The 15,977-nt window shown below is 48.1% G+C and carries 14 protein-coding genes; 7 read left to right on the top strand and 7 right to left on the bottom strand.

The genetic code is table 11. The features are described 5' to 3' along the window. Positions 1-12: 12 nt before the first annotated feature. Positions 13-597: a TetR/AcrR family transcriptional regulator gene (locus QM717_RS07000; protein ID WP_415036244.1), complete on the bottom strand. Its 585-nt coding sequence runs from the start codon at positions 595-597 to the stop codon at positions 13-15. Positions 598-874: 277 nt separating this feature from the next. Between QM717_RS07000 and QM717_RS07005 the strand changes: the two genes are divergently transcribed. The 3 genes from QM717_RS07005 (at position 875) to QM717_RS07015 (ending at position 4,370) form a co-directional block, all read left to right on the top strand. Continuing rightward, positions 875-2,173, top strand: a complete 1,299-nt coding sequence (locus tag QM717_RS07005; RefSeq protein WP_415036246.1) for a hypothetical protein — start codon at positions 875-877, stop codon at positions 2,171-2,173. A gap of 5 nt (positions 2,174-2,178) precedes the next feature. Then, a complete protein-coding gene (locus QM717_RS07010) occupies positions 2,179-4,032 on the top strand; it encodes a hypothetical protein (RefSeq protein ID WP_415036248.1) in 1,854 nt (617 codons plus the stop codon). A 143-nt stretch (positions 4,033-4,175) separates the two neighbouring features. Beyond that, positions 4,176-4,370, top strand: coding sequence for a hypothetical protein (locus QM717_RS07015; protein ID WP_415036250.1), 195 nt, complete (start codon positions 4,176-4,178; stop codon positions 4,368-4,370). Positions 4,371-4,379: 9 nt separating this feature from the next. Here QM717_RS07015 and QM717_RS07020 read toward each other — a convergent pair whose 3' ends face one another. From QM717_RS07020 to QM717_RS07030, 3 genes are all read right to left on the bottom strand, one after another. Beyond that, positions 4,380-4,781 (bottom strand): response regulator, encoded by a 402-nt coding sequence (locus QM717_RS07020; protein ID WP_415036252.1) that lies wholly within the window; start codon positions 4,779-4,781, stop codon positions 4,380-4,382. Positions 4,782-4,922: 141 nt separating this feature from the next. After that, complete coding sequence (locus QM717_RS07025; RefSeq protein ID WP_415036254.1) at positions 4,923-5,672, bottom strand: T9SS type A sorting domain-containing protein; 750 nt, start codon at positions 5,670-5,672, stop codon at positions 4,923-4,925. A gap of 6 nt (positions 5,673-5,678) precedes the next feature. Beyond that, the gene (locus tag QM717_RS07030; RefSeq protein ID WP_415036256.1) at positions 5,679-6,746 is read right to left on the bottom strand and encodes a hypothetical protein; all 1,068 of its coding nucleotides are present in this window, start codon (positions 6,744-6,746) and stop codon (positions 5,679-5,681) included. A 659-nt stretch (positions 6,747-7,405) separates the two neighbouring features. Between QM717_RS07030 and QM717_RS07035 the strand changes: the two genes are divergently transcribed. From QM717_RS07035 to QM717_RS07050, 4 genes are all read left to right on the top strand, one after another. After that, a complete protein-coding gene (locus QM717_RS07035; protein WP_415040087.1) occupies positions 7,406-8,689 on the top strand; it encodes a histidine kinase in 1,284 nt (427 codons plus the stop codon). A 9-nt stretch (positions 8,690-8,698) separates the two neighbouring features. After that, positions 8,699-9,415 carry a LytR/AlgR family response regulator transcription factor gene (locus QM717_RS07040; RefSeq protein WP_415036258.1) on the top strand — a complete coding sequence of 239 codons (717 nt, stop codon included), beginning with the start codon at positions 8,699-8,701 and terminating at the stop codon, positions 9,413-9,415. A 74-nt stretch (positions 9,416-9,489) separates the two neighbouring features. Further along, positions 9,490-10,221, top strand: coding sequence for a metallophosphoesterase (locus QM717_RS07045; RefSeq protein WP_415036260.1), 732 nt, complete (start codon positions 9,490-9,492; stop codon positions 10,219-10,221). Positions 10,222-10,264: 43 nt separating this feature from the next. After that, entirely contained in the window at positions 10,265-10,801 is a 537-nt protein-coding gene (locus QM717_RS07050) for a DUF6646 family protein (RefSeq protein ID WP_415036262.1), read from the top strand. 52 nt (positions 10,802-10,853) lie between these two features. Here QM717_RS07050 and QM717_RS07055 read toward each other — a convergent pair whose 3' ends face one another. The 3 genes from QM717_RS07055 to QM717_RS07065 all read right to left on the bottom strand — a co-directional run bounded on the left by QM717_RS07055 (position 10,854) and on the right by QM717_RS07065 (position 15,745). Beyond that, complete coding sequence (locus QM717_RS07055; protein WP_415036264.1) at positions 10,854-11,243, bottom strand: carboxypeptidase-like regulatory domain-containing protein; 390 nt, start codon at positions 11,241-11,243, stop codon at positions 10,854-10,856. A 168-nt stretch (positions 11,244-11,411) separates the two neighbouring features. Then, a complete protein-coding gene (locus tag QM717_RS07060; RefSeq protein ID WP_415036266.1) occupies positions 11,412-12,968 on the bottom strand; it encodes an aldehyde dehydrogenase family protein in 1,557 nt (518 codons plus the stop codon). Between the two features lie 254 nt (positions 12,969-13,222). Then, on the bottom strand, positions 13,223-15,745 hold the full coding sequence (locus QM717_RS07065; RefSeq protein ID WP_415036268.1) for a T9SS type A sorting domain-containing protein: 2,523 nt from the start codon (positions 15,743-15,745) through the stop codon (positions 13,223-13,225). Positions 15,746-15,977 lie beyond the last annotated feature (232 nt).

A 15,977-nucleotide genomic window follows, 5' to 3' on the forward strand; every position in this document is an offset into this window, starting at 1 on the left:
GGTTAAAAAAATTTAATTCAATAATTCAAGGTTTAGCTGGATGAGCTCCTTAAGCGAAGCCTTTTCTGAGGGCATACGACGCGTTAAATGGATACCATTCCAAAGGTTTAGTAGGTGCTTGCCCAAAAGTTCCGGGCTTGCTTTGAAAGAATATTTATTGTTCTGTTGGCCTCTTTGGATAGCCTCAGTAAAAATCACTTCCAGATCTACCAGTAATTTACTTACCTGCCTGCGTGTAAATTCATCCTTTGCAGACATTTCTGCTAAAGCATTTCCCATGAAACATCCTTTCGCGTCGTTGGAATCGCTTAAAGACGACAGGCTTAAGAAAAACTCTTTCAGGTAAAGAATCGGGTCTTTGCTTTTTTCAATTTCACCTTTTAAACCTTTTAGCAAGTTATCTGCAAATTGACGTAATGCTTTTTCGTAAAGTTCTTTCTTTCCCCCTTTGAAAAAAAGGTAAAAACTCCCTTTGCCGATTCCCATTGCTTTAAGCAAATCTTCGGAAGAAGATGCTTCATAGCCATTTTCCCAAAAGACTTCGGCAGCCTTGTTGACTACGTCGTATTCATTGAATATTTTGGGTCTTCCTGACATCTTCTGATCAATTTGATGGGACAAAGATATATTTTGTACTGATTGGTACAAAATATAATATCGTATTTAACTTTATTTTAACACTTATTAATAATTTTATAAAACTTCCTCATTCACAAATATTTATGTTATCTTTATTCACATCAAGACCGCCAATACCACTTCAGGCCGTCTCCAGGATTACTATTGCCACAATATTAGTTTCGACAGCGTGTCCCGCGCTCATTTACCCCCCCCTTTCAGACCAGGGGCCAACAACCATTTGCAACCAATGACCATGGATACATACGCACAACCTATTCCCGAAAAAACCATTCAACCCTTGAACAGCAAGGTGACCCAAAAGAAATCCAGCCCTGGCCTTGCTTTGGTAGACAACCGACCGGGAACCGTGGCAAAAAAACAAATCCAGCAAGCCCTTCATGGCAGTCCGCAAGTAAACCCATGGAATACCGATCACAAAATGGACGATCGTTTTACAAAGCCTGCCCTTGCGCAAAATGAATTCCCGGTACAGCGAAAATTTAAGTCCGAAACCGGTAGCAATTCCCCGATACAGTTGCTCAAAATGGATTCGGGAAAAGAATGGACCCCTATCCCTTGGGAAGACGATTCAGGAATGATCGGGTTGGTTAAGACGGAACTCCTAAAAAAACCCAAAGCCATCCGCAAGGCATTTGAGCAAGACGGCCATTACCGTTTTGAAGCCGGAGGCGTAAAATGGCTCGTAGACGAAACCGATGTCAAAATGTTGCAATCGTTGATTGTGGATTTCCACCGGCCTGTATCCCCGTGGACAGAATTGGGCCAACCGCCGACAAGTCGGGAGGAAAATGACAAGCAAGTTATGGTTCAATTGCTAAAAGATGTGGTTGACCTTGCCTCCAGGATGCCCGACCAACTCAAATCCATCATGCCGCACGACAAGGTTTACAACATGACCCCCGAAGGACAACTCGAATATTGCGTCAAAATGTGCAAAGGCGAACTCGACCTCGGCATACTGGCCAAATGCCTGTACACGACCTATTTCTATGCCCCAATCAACAACTTCCTGAGGAGGCTGCTACCGGGGAACGTAGACAAGGCCATCATCGCGCTCATAGAAAAAACATTGGCTGTACTTGAAAAAACGGTCCACGATGATATGGTAACCCAAGAAATACAAGCGCAAAGGGTAGAACTCAAAGCCGAATGGATGGGTGACCCGAAAAAAGGAGATTCCTTGAATTTCCCGGCCTTTACCAGCATGCATCCATCCGCGAAAGGAGTAGAAAACATGGCGGGGGATATCGGCGAAGGCACATTTGGTGACCTGACCAAACTGGCTGTATTGAAGTTCCAGGGTCGCACAAAAATATTGAAGCCCGACAAAAAATATTACCCAGATGAAGTGGAAATAGTCATCCCGCCGGGCATGAAAGCTGTCGTAATGGATGTCGAAAATTTCTCGATGATAATCCCAAAAATCGGGAAAGTCGACGGTAAAAAATACACCCTCAAAATTGTATCGCCCGAAGAAGCCTCGGGTGCAGACAAAGAAAAAAAACCAGTCGTCGATGTTGATAAATTGTAATGCCTATGTTTAAATCTTCACCCAAACCATCCGAAAAAGAAACGCAGCCATCTAGCCGCCAAGTAGTGCAAAAAAAAGGGTCCGCTGCATTACCATTTACCGACAACAGACCACAAGCGGTTGTCCAAAGGCAATTGCAAGAAATGGCCCACAACAGCCTGTTGGGCAAGCAGCAGCAAGGCGCAAACCCGAACGTGATCCAACGCGTGGAGATCAGCCGCAAAACCGTTTCTGCCGAAGTACTGGATGCCTTTCACCAAACCCATCCTTTTGTCCAGCACCTGATCCTGACCGCCGAGGAACTTCCCGAATTTTTCAGCATGAACAGCAAACAGCAAATCCAGTATTTTCACATCATGGGACAAGCAATTCCGATGTTGGGCCAAATGATCCAGGCACAGTCCGGCCAACGCATGATTGCCCATCAAGAAGATCCGTCTGCGAAAAAACCGGAGCCGCATCTGATGAACCTGCTGGCGTTCTTCGAGCTCAATCCCGATTTTATCCAACAAAGCATCTCTGTGTTCAAAGGCGGCGGGGCTACGTTGCATTTCCCCAACCCCGAGGGCCCGGTGACTTTCAAAGTAGACAATTTGCGCGCCCTGATGCCGCCTTCGATAGAAAATATTTCACATTCCCATCAACCCTTGGTTCTTCGCAACCGCACGAATGCGCCTGTAAAAATAGAAACCGAGCAGGAACGCATCGAGCGCAAGAAACGGCAGTTTACACATCCTACATTCGGAGACCGGCAAAACAATGCGCTTCGGGACATACAGGAAGAGAACGCAATGAGGGAACTGCTGCTGAAATCGTTCGATACTCCCTCGCAAGAAAAACTCAAGAACCTACCTTTCCACTTGCTAGAAGTAGAACATGCCAAGTTGACCTACGCAAAAGGAACCCTTACGGCAAAAGATTCGATGAGAAAGGTTGATCAGCCGGAGTTTGGATCAGGCATTACCCATATTGATGCGATGCGGGAGTCAAGAACCTTTAATCCTAAGGTCGAATATAAAGCGTATATGGATCGGCAAAATGCAAAATTGGAAGACGAGATAATGAAGGCTCTCAAACCAAGATTGGTATTGCTTTCACACAAAATACGGCTCACACACTATTATGATGCCGAGTCAGAAGAATCCATTCTGGACACGGGCCGATTGCAAAGCAAGGAAAGACGCATACGCAAAGCCAAGAAAGGTGAAAAAGTACCCAACAAAAGTGGTACGTTAGATGATCAATTGGGCAATACCGACCATGTGTTCTTTTATGGCGAATATGAGGAAAGCCCCGAAAAGCAATCCGTGTTTCGCAATTCACGGTTTGGCGGTTCCCCAAAAGTTGGGGATGCCACATTACACCAAAAAGGAAAACTGGATGGATCAGAACGAAGGGTGTCGTTCCCTTTAAATGCAATTCCGTCTGTCGGGATGCATGGTTATTTGGTGGATCTCAACAGCCAGTCAGGAATCAACCCAGTCGATCATGTATTTTCGGGGATGCATCTGCATAAGCCGAAAACAGAGGGTTCGGGTGGTTTACCGGTAGCTTCATCATCAAAACCAATTAAACCAATGCCCAAAGAAGAACAAGAAGACCCGCAAGGTGTACATCTGCTGATGGATCTCTTGCGGCAACGATTCAAGAAAAGCAATTTCCCTCAAAGTAAGCCCATAGAAAATAAAATGATTTTAGAACTGCAAAATATGGCTTTGGAAGATTTATACAAATTCCTGTTTTACAAACATCCAAAAGTTAAAACAGAAACAGGAAAAGTAAACCCACAAATTCTGGTTCCGGGAAGCGTTCCTTTCAGTACGCCAGGGGTTCGGTTTGATTCGCCATCGAAATTATAAGCCGTTGGGGCTCTTTCTTGTTTTGCAACCGGTTCGATCGTGACCTTCACCTCCACGACACCGATTCGCGCCTTCACAACAACGAACGATCGGCTTCTGCGGTCATTGGGTTATGTTTGCCTGCCAACCAAACAAACCTACTGATGAAAATTTTCCCTACTTTGCTCCAGTGCAGCCTGGCCGTACTGTTGACCCAAACCGTTTTTTCAAGACCATCGCTGCCGCCGCCACAAACGCCTCCGCCGCCGGGACTCAATATTGATGGCGGTGACATCCTTTTCTTTGCCGTGGTCATCTTTATTTTTTACACCAGCAACCGAATCATGAAAAGGGGTTGAAGGCATCACTTAGCTGTAGGCCCTGAAATTGGCCCAGTCGATCGCAAGGATTTCCTTGAGTTTCGAACGCAAATCCTGGAAGTCTACCGATTTCTTCATCAAATAATTGGCGCCTGAATCGAGGTAACCCGCCACAGAGCCTTTGGAATAAGCCCCCGAAATCAACACCACGGGAATGTGTTTCCATTCGGGTGAATTTTTGAGCACATCGAGGAACTGCTCGCCGTTGAATACCGGCATGATGATGTCGAGGAAAATAATATCGGGCAGCGGCTTACCCTTGGTCAGGGCCTTGAGCATGACCGTGCCGTTGACAAAAATGTGGACCTCATGACCCATTTCTTCGGCGGTTTCCTTAAAGAAATGCAGGTCGTCGGTGTCGTCGTCGAGGTAGAAAATTGCTTTTTTCATGATTGGGGATAGTCAATTTGCAATTTATAAATCCTTCACTGATTGACTTTTACATGATTTTAAAGTTTTCTTATGAAATTCCAAAATCACATCCCTCCCCATAAAAAAAATGCCCGACATCAGGCCGGGCAATCTTCGGTTTTATTTCTTGATTATTTTGGCCGTGTAGATTGTGTTTTCCGAGGTCCAAAGGTAAACCGAATAGACGCCTGAAGCCAAATGGCCGACCGGGACCTGGGTGGATTGGTCCATCACTTCATCGGCCACCACTTTGCCGCTCAGGTCGTACAACAGCAGCCGCGTTTTGCCACTTTTCTTTAAGTCGATGTAAAGATTATCCTCGACCGGATTGGGATAAATCTTGAAAGACTCGTTTTCCATATCTTCAAAGCCGATACCCGGAACACTGACCAACAGGTAATTGGTATGCGAATACCGGTTGTGGCTGTCCAGGCTCCTGACAAACAAATAATGGTCGCCAACAGAAAGCGGCGGAACGTCTGCCGAGAAGGGCCCGCTGATGGTTTCCGAAGGAGAAAAAGCGACGACTTGTCCATTTCCAAATCCCGGATCGCTATCCCAAAAATATTCGAGCGAAACGATGTCCGATTCCACCAAGGATGCCGAAACATACAGTTGGACGAAATTGGCGTGGCTCCAACGCCCGTTTGCGTCCCTGGTCCGGAAACCGATGGTATGTGCACCCGGGGACAATGACATGGTCTGGAACCCAAAATTATTGATCATGGATTGGCTGGCAAATCCCGTAATCGGAAATGCCTGCCCGAACCCCGGATCGGCATCGACCCAGTATTCCATCTTCGTGATGTTTTGTGCCTGAAACGGAATTGACCACAACGCCGCCAGCAGAAGCAAAAGTAATTTTTTCATGACGCCTTAATTATTGGTTCTGGTACTGATTGTAACGGGAATGGTTTCGCTGGGGACCGCCAATGCCGGACCGTACAGATTGGTAATGCTGGGAATACTTGGGATTCCGCTCAAACGGTAAGCCTCGACCTGCGGATTGTTGCCGCCAAACATTCCAATCTGCACGCCTGTCCCTGTCGGAAATGGAAATCCTTGGTAACATTCCGGGCACTGGTTGGCTGGCCTAACTTGGAAACGTCCGTCAGTGCTGGTCAGTGCTGTCGAGAAAATGTATTCAGAAGGCAAGCCGAAATTGTTGTTCCCGCCGACAAGCCAGGCCGGTTGCGCAAAGTCGAAAATATTGTTGTACACATTGGCCGCGCTGTTGGTGTTTTGGTGAATGATGTCGCCGAGCACAATGTTGTTGAAAAACTGGATGCCGCGAATGTTGACATTGGTGAAAATGACATTCTGGGCGACGTTTCCTTCTGCCAATTCCCCGATCTCGAGCACTTTGAGGTAATTATTGGTCACCAACAACTGGCTGATGTTGCTCGCCCCAAAGTTGATCGTAACGTGGTTCTGCTGGATCCGGATGTTGTTGAGCGGAACGGAAACCGAATTGTTGAATTCGATGAATCCCGTGCAACGCGCCACCGTAATGTCACTGAGTGCATTGTTGCTGAAATGGATGCCGGATCCGGCGCCACCGGTTGTCTCGATTCCGTAGACCGAAGAACCACTCGAGCCCGGGCCAAAAGTAATACTCGCGACACGGGAAGTATTGGAATTGTGCTGCAAACCCAGATTCTGCGTCAGGAAATAGCCCGTCCCAATGATCGTCAGTTTTTTGTTGGTGATAGTCGCAGGAAGGTAGTATTCTGAAGGCGCCGTGGCTTCCACGTAAATCGTGTCGCCCGTCTGCACGACATTGCTGTTGATGGCCTGTTGCAATTCGGTAAAAACCTGGTGGTTGGTCCACTGGTTGTAGGCCGTATTTTTATTGACGCGCCAAACGTGTTGCTGCCCCATCGCGCTTTCGGAGCCACACAGGACCAATGCGGCCCAGATCCATAAATGTAATGTTGTTTTCATAATGTGTTCATTTAAAGTGGTTTTGTTTTTATTTGACCCAAATTTAAACCGCCCCAATGGACGCCACCGCTTATCGTGATTAAACAGGGTCTTTTTATGATTGAAAGGCAAAAACCTGTACTTGAAGTACTTAAAACCGACATATTGTATTTATATTTGATCAAACACTAATACACAGAATTCTATCACTATGCGATATTTATGGATTGCCCCTTTGTTGGTGGCCCAGATGCTGTTTGCCCAACAGCCAAACGATTCGCTCATTGCGGCGATGAAACGTGACGCTGCCGCGTATACCAAAACCGATTCGGTCAAGGCGAGAAAACTATTCGAAGTAAGCCAAATACTGATCAATTACAACAACATTGAAGCGCTCAAATATGCCCAAAAAGGACTCGAGGTTTCCAAGGCAGCCGATTGGGAAAACGGTATTTTTTCGGCCAAATGGCAAATGGGAGCCATCTACCTGAACCTGGCCGATTATCCGAAAGCCCTCCACTATTCGTTGGCGTCCGAGCAACAGCTCGAAAGGATGCCCAAAGTGCCGGAGCAGAAACGAAATTTCGTCAAGGCCACGCTCTACAACAACCTGGCGCTGATTTACACGCGGCTCGAAAGACCATCAGAAAAGCATTTCATTCGGCAAAAAAGCACTTTCCATCTCGTCAAAATCAGGCGACAAGCGTTCGATTGCCGTCATCCACCTGACCCTTTCTACGAGTTATCTTGCTTTCCATCAACTCGAGAAAGCCGAAGCGCACGCCAACCAATCCATCGCCATGGCACAATCGATCGGCTTTACGCAAATCCTGCCGCTTTGTTTCGGGAACAAAGGCATGATTGAAACCCAACGCAAGCACTATGATGCCGCAATCACTTATTTCAACCAAGGCATGGCTTATACTTCGGAAGATCCGTCGGCCAAACCCGATTTGCTCTGCGGACTGGGCGAGGCTTATTTTTTCAAAGGCCGTTATACCGAAGCCGAAAAATACTTGAGCGAAGGCTTGGCGCTAGCCAGATCGTCACGCTCCGGATCGCGCGTTTATGATTCGCTCGGGCTGCTGGCCGAAGTGTATACGAAACAGCAAAAATTCGAATTGGCGCTCGACACCTACAAACAATATTCGAAAGTCAAGGACAGCATCATCGTCGATAAAAAAGAAGCCATCGCGCGTATGGAAACCCGGTTCGAGGCCGAAGCCGAAAAACGCACCGCCGCGGAAAAAATCAGGCGCCAAAATTACCTGCTCATTTCCGGGGCCGTTTTGTTCCTTGCGCTGGCCTGCATTTACTGGATTGACCGCAAGCGCAAAAGCGACAAGCTGGAACGTTTGCGCTCTGAGAACAACCTCAACATTTTCCGTTTACAGCTCAACCCGCACTTCATGTCCAATGCCTTGAACGCCATTTCGGCCTCCGTTATTCAGGAAAACCGACAAAAAGCCACGCAGCTTTTGGCGCAATTCGCTGAATTGATGCGCGGGATTTTCGACAACGCGCAAAAAAAAGCAATCCCGTTGTCGGCCGAAATCAAAATGCTCGAGGATTATATGGACCTGGAACGCTCCCGGGTCAACGACCGGTTCCGTTATGAGATTTTGGTCGATCAGGGAATCAATCGGGACCGGGTCATGATTCCGCCGCTGATGCTACAGCCGTTTGTCGAAAACAGCATCCTGCATGGGCTGGTATCCAAAAAAGACGACGGGCTGATCCGGATTCAAATCCGGCAAAACGAACGCCTGCTCCATTGCACCATTGAAGACAACGGCGTAGGATTCAAGCCCTCCGAAGCGCCAAAAACAGACCAAACCCAACACGCCATCGACTTGATCCGCGAGCGCCTGAAAATCTTAAGCCGACTCCGAAAAAATAACGGCTCGCTCAACATCATTCCCTTGGCCTCGGGTACCAAGGTTGAAATAAATGTTCCCCTATAATTCGTTTCTATGAAAGCCATTATCGTCGATGACGAATACAACAGTTACATCACGCTCGAGGCGTTGATCAAAGAGGAGTTTGCCAAGGAAATCGAAATCTTGGGTTATTGCGACAGCGTCAAGACCGCTTACCAAGCCATTACGGAGCTCCAACCCGATTTCATTTTTCTCGATATTCACCTGGGCGAAGAAACCGGATTTGATTTGTTGCAACTTTTCGCAGGCAATCATCCGTACGTGGTTTTCCTGACCGACCACAAAAAATATGCGCTCGATGCCTTCCCTTTCGATCCGGTGAATTTTCTTGGAAAGCCGCCGCTAAGCAAAAAAATGCAGGAAACGATAGACCTGCTTAAAAAAAGGATGGGCCAAGGCAAGCGCAATATCAAAAAAACGAAAGAAAAATTTGTGGTTGCGAAAAGCGGTTGCATCAAAAGACTTTTGAAATCGGGCATTTACGTCAAGCCCGAAGAAGTGATTTGCTGCGATTCAGAGAAGAACACCACCATCCTTTTCTACCTCTCAAAAGACCAGACCATAGAAAGCCACCATGACGTTTCCTGGAATTTGGGCAAATACCAAACTTATTTCGAGGCCGACCATTTCGATTTCCAACGCATCCACCGGAAACACCTGATCAATCCGGCTTTCATTACCAAAATCGACCAGCAAAATCACATGGTGGTGCTTTGCGATAAAATCATCCGCAAAATCGCGAAAGATTGAAAACGTAAAGTTTGATTTCTGTAAAAAATGTTAAATAATTTTTCCTTCGCCTTGATGTTCTTTAGCTTTAAAATATGAAAAGAACCCTTGTCATTGGCGATATTCACGGCGGACTACTTGCTTTACAGCAGGTTTTTGAACGCGCCGGCCTCTCGCCCGAAGACCAAATCATTTTCCTGGGCGACTATGCCGATGGCTGGAGCCAGACGCCGCAACTCATTGATTTCCTGATGGATTTCAGGACCAAACAGGACTGCATTTTCATGCGCGGCAACCACGACGAACTCTTGTGGCAATGGCTCAACGGGGCCGATGAAAATGTACTGTGGAACAAACATGGTGGCGGCGTAACCATATTGGCCTACGAAAACATTTCCGCATCCGACCGCAAAAAACACATCGCCTTTCTCGAATCACTGCAGGATTATTACCTTGACGAGCAAAACCGATTGTTCGTGCATGCCGGCTTCACGAGCCTGCACGGGGTATTGCTCAAACATTTTCCACGGCTGTTGTATTGGGACCGCACTCTTTGGGAAACCGCGCTCGCGCTCGACCCACAGATGGAAAAAGACGATCCTTCCTATCCACGACGGTTCTTGCTTTATAAAGAAATTTACATCGGGCATACCCCGGTGACGCGAATCGGCCAAACCATTCCGGTCAGGCGCGCCAACGTTTGGAACCTCGATACGGGCGCCGCTTTCCATGGTCCGCTCACGATTATGGACATCGAAACCAAGCAATTTTGGCAAAGCGATCCGCTGCCGCAACTTTATCCGAATGAAAATGGGCGAAATTTGTAAGGAAACTTGTTACATTTGCACCGCTAATTCAAATATTCCAAACATGAAAAAAGTTTTTACAGTGTTGTTTTTGGCTGCGGCATTTTTCGCCCACGCGCAAAAAGCCTACAATGGCAAAGGGGACAAGAAATTCCAGGTGGCGGCCAACATCCAGAGCGGCGGTACCGGTATCCACGCTTCGGCCGATTTCGGACTCGGGGAAAACATTTCCTACGGTTTTTCGGCGACTTATCTTTTGGCGGCCGATGACCAGGTTGAAATCAAACGCGATGGATTCGGATTCCCGTATGCCGCATCCGAAGAACCGGATTTTACCGATAAGTTCGATGCCAAATTCCGTTTCAATGCGAACCTTGGCAACGTAATCGGTTTGCCCGATGCAATGGATGTCTATCCGGGATTGAACCTCGGTTTGCGCAATTTCGGTACGCACCTCGGTTTCCGTTATTTCTTTACCGACGGTTTCGGCGTATTCAGCGAGGCCGGAATCCCAATCACCAAATATGGCGGTTCGGCACATGGCGTAGAGCAATACAACAACCAGTTTGTGTTCAATATCGGGGCGTCATTCAATTTCTAAACCGATCCTCTTATAAATGAAAAACCCGCTTCAATTGCGGGTTTTTTTATGCTTAATTTTCTGGAATCAGGTTGACCGAAATAATCCTCGGGATCACATGGCATTCATCGCGTTCTACCCGAACGGGATTGGACACAAAAGTTTCATAGCCTTGTTTGCTCACGGTAATGATATAATTGCCGGCGCGTTCGTAGGCGCCCGAAAAACTGGGCGTATCGGGAATATTCGGAAATAAATCCTCGATGTAATTGCCGGAACGGGCGGTAACGGTAATCCCGTCCGCGCTGACATTGGGGTTTCCGTTGAGGCTTACATTGACATTGAGTCCGGCGCGCGCTTCTTCGGTGCAAGGATAATCATGGTAATAGTAACGGTCATCGTCGGTACAAGTGTGCGACATCAGCAACGATGACAGGCACAACAGCATCAGTATTTTTTTCATAACTTTCTGAATAAGTATTGCTTGTGAGATGCAAGTTACGAAAATTGGTTGCGTAAAAAAACCGGCTCAAGAGTAAGCCGGTCTTTCCGTGTGTATTATTAACCCAATTACTAAGTTATTGGTAAGACGTCGCGCGAGGGCAATGGTTGCGTCGCGCGAAGCATTTTTTTACAAATCGAACTTAATGCCCTGTGCCAATGGCAGGCTCGTGGTGTAATTGATGGTGTTGGTTTGTCTTCTCATGTAGATTTTCCAGGCATCCGATCCCGATTCGCGTCCGCCGCCGGTTTCTTTTTCGCCACCGAAAGCCCCGCCGATTTCGGCACCCGAAGTTCCGATGTTGACGTTGGCGATTCCGCAATCTGATCCGGCTACGGAAAGGAAACGCTCGGCTTCGCGCAAATTGTTGGTCATGATGGCCGAAGAAAGTCCCTGCGCCACACCATTCTGCAACGCGATTGCATTTTCTACTTCGCCTGAATATTTGAGCAGGTACAATACCGGCGCGAAGGTCTCGTGCTGTACGATTTCAAATGAATTGTCAGCCTCGGCGATCGCTGGTTTGACATAGCAACCGCTTTCGTAACCTTCGCCCGACAATACGCCGCCCGGAACGAGAATTTTACCGCCTTCGGCTACGACTTTATCAAGTGCTTTGTTGTACAATTCCACGGCGTGCGTATCGATCAGCGGCCCGACGTGGTTGTTCTGGTCGAGTGGGTTTCCGATACGGAGTTGGTCATAGGCGTTCACGATCGCGTCTTTTACTTTATCGTAAATGCTTTCGTGGATGATCAGACGACGCGTGGACGTACATCTTTGTCCTGCTGTTCCAACGGCTCCGAACACCGCTCCGATTACCGTCATTTTGATGTCGGCATCCGGTGTGACGATGATGGCGTTGTTGCCGCCGAGTTCGAGCAATGATTTTCCGAGACGACCTGCCACGGCTTGCGCCACGATTTTACCCATTCTTGTTGAACCCGTTGCGGAAACGAGTGGAATTCTCGTATCGGCGGTCATCAATTCCCCGATTTTATAGTCGCCGTTGATGAGGCAAGAAATGCCCTCCGGAAGGTTATTTTCTTTCAATACCTCGGCGATGATGTTTTGGCAGGCGATGCCGCACAAAGGGGTTTTCTCGGATGGTTTCCAGATGCAAACGTCTCCGGCGATCCAAGCCAAGGCCGTGTTCCAGGACCAAACCGCCACCGGGAAGTTGAAGGCCGAAATGATTCCGACGATTCCGAGTGGATGGTATTGCTCGTACATGCGGTGGCCCGGACGCTCCGAATGCATCGTGAGTCCGTGCAACTGGCGCGACAAACCGACTGCGAAATCACAGATGTCGATCATTTCCTGAACTTCTCCGTAACCTTCCTGCAACGATTTGCCCATTTCATAAGAAACGAGTTTGCCCAAGGCTTCTTTGTGTTTTCTGAGTTTTTCCCCGAATTGGCGTACGATTTCGCCGCGTTGCGGTGCCGGCATCAAACGGAACGTCTTGAATGCTTCTGTAGCCGCCTGCATGGCTTTTTCGTAATCGGCGGCGGTAGACATTTTTACCTTACCGATCAATTGGCCGTCTACGGGTGAATAGGATTCGAGAAGCTCGCCTGAGGCAAAATTATTTTGTCCGGTTGAAGTTCCTTCGTTGATGGCTTTTACGCCAAGTTGTGCGAGGGCTTCGGTCATACCGAATTGTTCTGCGATTGTCGTTGTCATAATCTATATTGTTTTATTCGTGATATCGTTTTCGGACGCAAAAGTAGTTAATAATGAATAATTAATAGTTAATAATTGACATTTCGTTTGGAAACGGATGCCCTAGCCCCGGTGAAAGTGGCATCCTTTTGCTTTTTCTTTAAAAAGCAAAAGATAGAGCGGACAGCATCCCGACGCTTCGGGACCGGCTCCCCCAAACAAAAAATCCCAAACTCCGAAGAATTTGGGATTTTGAACTATTAAAAACCTAACTACTATTGTTTGATGACTTTCGCGGTTTTCACCTCATCGCCTGCAACAACCCTTACGAGGTAGGTTCCGGCAGACAAGTGCGAAACATCGACAGTACCTTCATTGGCATTGAGGGTTTTGGCAATTACTTCCTGACCGAGCAGGTTGTAGAGAACCACGGTCGAGATTTTCGAATCGTAAGAAAGCTGCAATTGGTCTTTGACCGGGTTCGGATAGACTTTCATTTGGGCTGCCGTTTCGAAATCTTCGGTTTCCAGGGTTGATGTCGGGCAGGCAATCTGCACCATGGTCGTGTGCAGCGCGTTCGGTCCGAGACCCATTTGTCCTTGCGGACTCCAGCCTGCGGTGTGGGCATCGCCGTTGGTTTTGAGGTAGATGCCGTAACGGTCGCCGCCACCGGCTTCGGTCCAGTCGTTGGCAAATCCGATGCGTACCGGTGTTGGACGGAAATTGACATCCCCGGTGCCCAATTGGCCTTGGGTATTCGATCCCCAGCCCCAAAGCGAGCCGTCGGTGCGAATGGCCATTGTGGAACCGATGCCATATTGGATTTTAGACCAAAGGTTTGATGTGCCGATTTGCGTCGGCGCATTGGCACTCGCTGTTGTGCCCAAGCCCAATTGACCCTGTTCGTTTACGCCCCAAGCCCAAAGCGTGCCGTCGGTCTTGATGGCGTAGCTCACGGCTTGGTTGGCCTCGACATATTTCCAAGAAGCGGTGCCGATTGCCGTTGGTGTGTAAACCACGGTCGTCGATGTATTGTTAATGCCCACCGATCCCAAGTTGTTCCAACCCCAAGCCCACAACGTATTGTTGGTTCTGATCGCAAGCGTATGTCCGCCGCCGGTGGAGACTTCTTTATAGGTCGCTGTACCGAGTTGTGTTGGTACCAAAAAGGTATGGAAGTCTCCGAATCCGAGAACGCCATTACCCCAAACCCACAAAGTCCCGTCGGTTTTGATGGCCATCGAAATTTCGCCGCCCGTTGCAATTTTAGCCCAATTGTTGGCAGTACCGACTTGGGTCGGCACCATCGCTGCCGTCGTTGAATTGATTCCCAACTGACCTCCGTTGTTTTGTCCCCAAGCCCAAAGCGTTCCGTCTGATTTGAGTGCCAAACTGTGGTATGCAGACGCTGCTACCGCGACCCAGTTGTTGGCGATCCCGATGCGTTGCGGTGTATTCTTGTTTCCGGTCACACCCAATCCCAATTGGTATTCGTCGTTGAGTCCCCAACCCCAAAGCGAGCCGTCGGCCTTGATGGCCAGTGTGTGGTTGTCGCCGTTGGACATTTTTACAAAGCATGGCGGTGGAATCGGCGTGTTGAAAAAGCCTCCGGAAACCCATTGACTTTGGCCGTTTCCGCAATTCGAAGCCACCCAAAAGTAATAGTCAGAATTCGGGCTGAGGCCATCGATTGTAATCGAGGTCGAGGTCGTATAATAAGGAGTTCCTCCGATCGTAGGCGAGTTGTTGATCAATACCGCATAGCCGTTTGGCGCAGGCGAAGCGGCGGTCCAGCTAAACGAAGCCGTTGTAGAAGTAGTGGTACCGACCGTCAAATTGCTCGGCGCGTTGCAGGTTCCTGCCGGTGCGGTCATTTTAACCAAACCGTTTTCATAGGTTCCAATCCAGATGGTATTAGAGTTGACCACTTCGAGACAACTGGTGTATTCGAAGCTCGCACCCGGTGTTGCCGGAATGTAGCTCGCGCAATCGGTGAAATTTTGCAAGCCGCCGCTCTCGCATTCACGAGAATAGCCGATCCAGACCTTGCCGTTTTGGTCTACATCGAGGCCGCCCATCTGACAGTCGAGCATGCACGAGTTTTGATAGTCGACACCAAAAGTCACATCTTCATTGGTGTATTTGAGGTAACCGCCGTATTTTTCAACATACATATCGTTGCCCACAATGCGTCTGATTTCCTTGGCCTGGTCGCCCAAGATCGAAAACGTGCTGCCGACGAGTTTGCGCAACGTACCCTCGTTGGTCAAATAAACCGTATTTCCGCTGGTCGCTACTGAATTGACTGCACCGCCCAGGATCGGGGAATTCGTGCCGTTGTACACGGTCCAGGTCGTACCGTTGAACTTGGCGAGTCCGCTGTAGGTCGCAAGCCAAACGTTGTTCGAAGCATCGACCGCGACGTCGTTGATGACGTTGCTCGGGATGCCCGAATTGTCCATTCGGTAATTGGTCCAGGTCGTGCCGTTGTACATGATCAAGCCGTTTTGTACGGTCGTGATCCATTTGCGGTTGAGCCCATCGATGGCAATCTTGCGCAAGCCCCAGATTTCGATTCCCGATTGAAGGCCCGAGTAATTGGTAAAAGTAGTTCCGTTGAACATCGTGAGTGCCTCGTTGGTGGCCAGCCAAAGATTGCCGCTGCCATCAATTTCGATGTCATAGATGTTGGCCGACGCAATCGCCGAATTCGACGGATGGTACAGCGTGTAATTGTAGTTCTGACCGAATACCGCCGCGGTAAAAACAGTGCAGAGCAATAGATAGAGTTTTCTCATATAAAGGTAATTGTTAGGTTTTATTGTTTGATCATTTTTGGACGAACTGTTGGTACCTGTATCCGATTGCACCAGGTAAGCACCGGCAACCAGGCCAGAAACACCGATGTTTATTTTTTTTGATTTTATTGATTGTCAATGTTTTATAGAAAAACACCTATTTTATTGGGCTTGTAATGCAGATTTTTTGGGACGCAAACATAAGTCTTAATATGGGTTTGTACAACTATTC

This window comes from Flavobacterium sp., assembly GCF_047602195.1.
In the GTDB taxonomy this organism is placed as follows: domain Bacteria; phylum Bacteroidota; class Bacteroidia; order Flavobacteriales; family Flavobacteriaceae; genus Flavobacterium.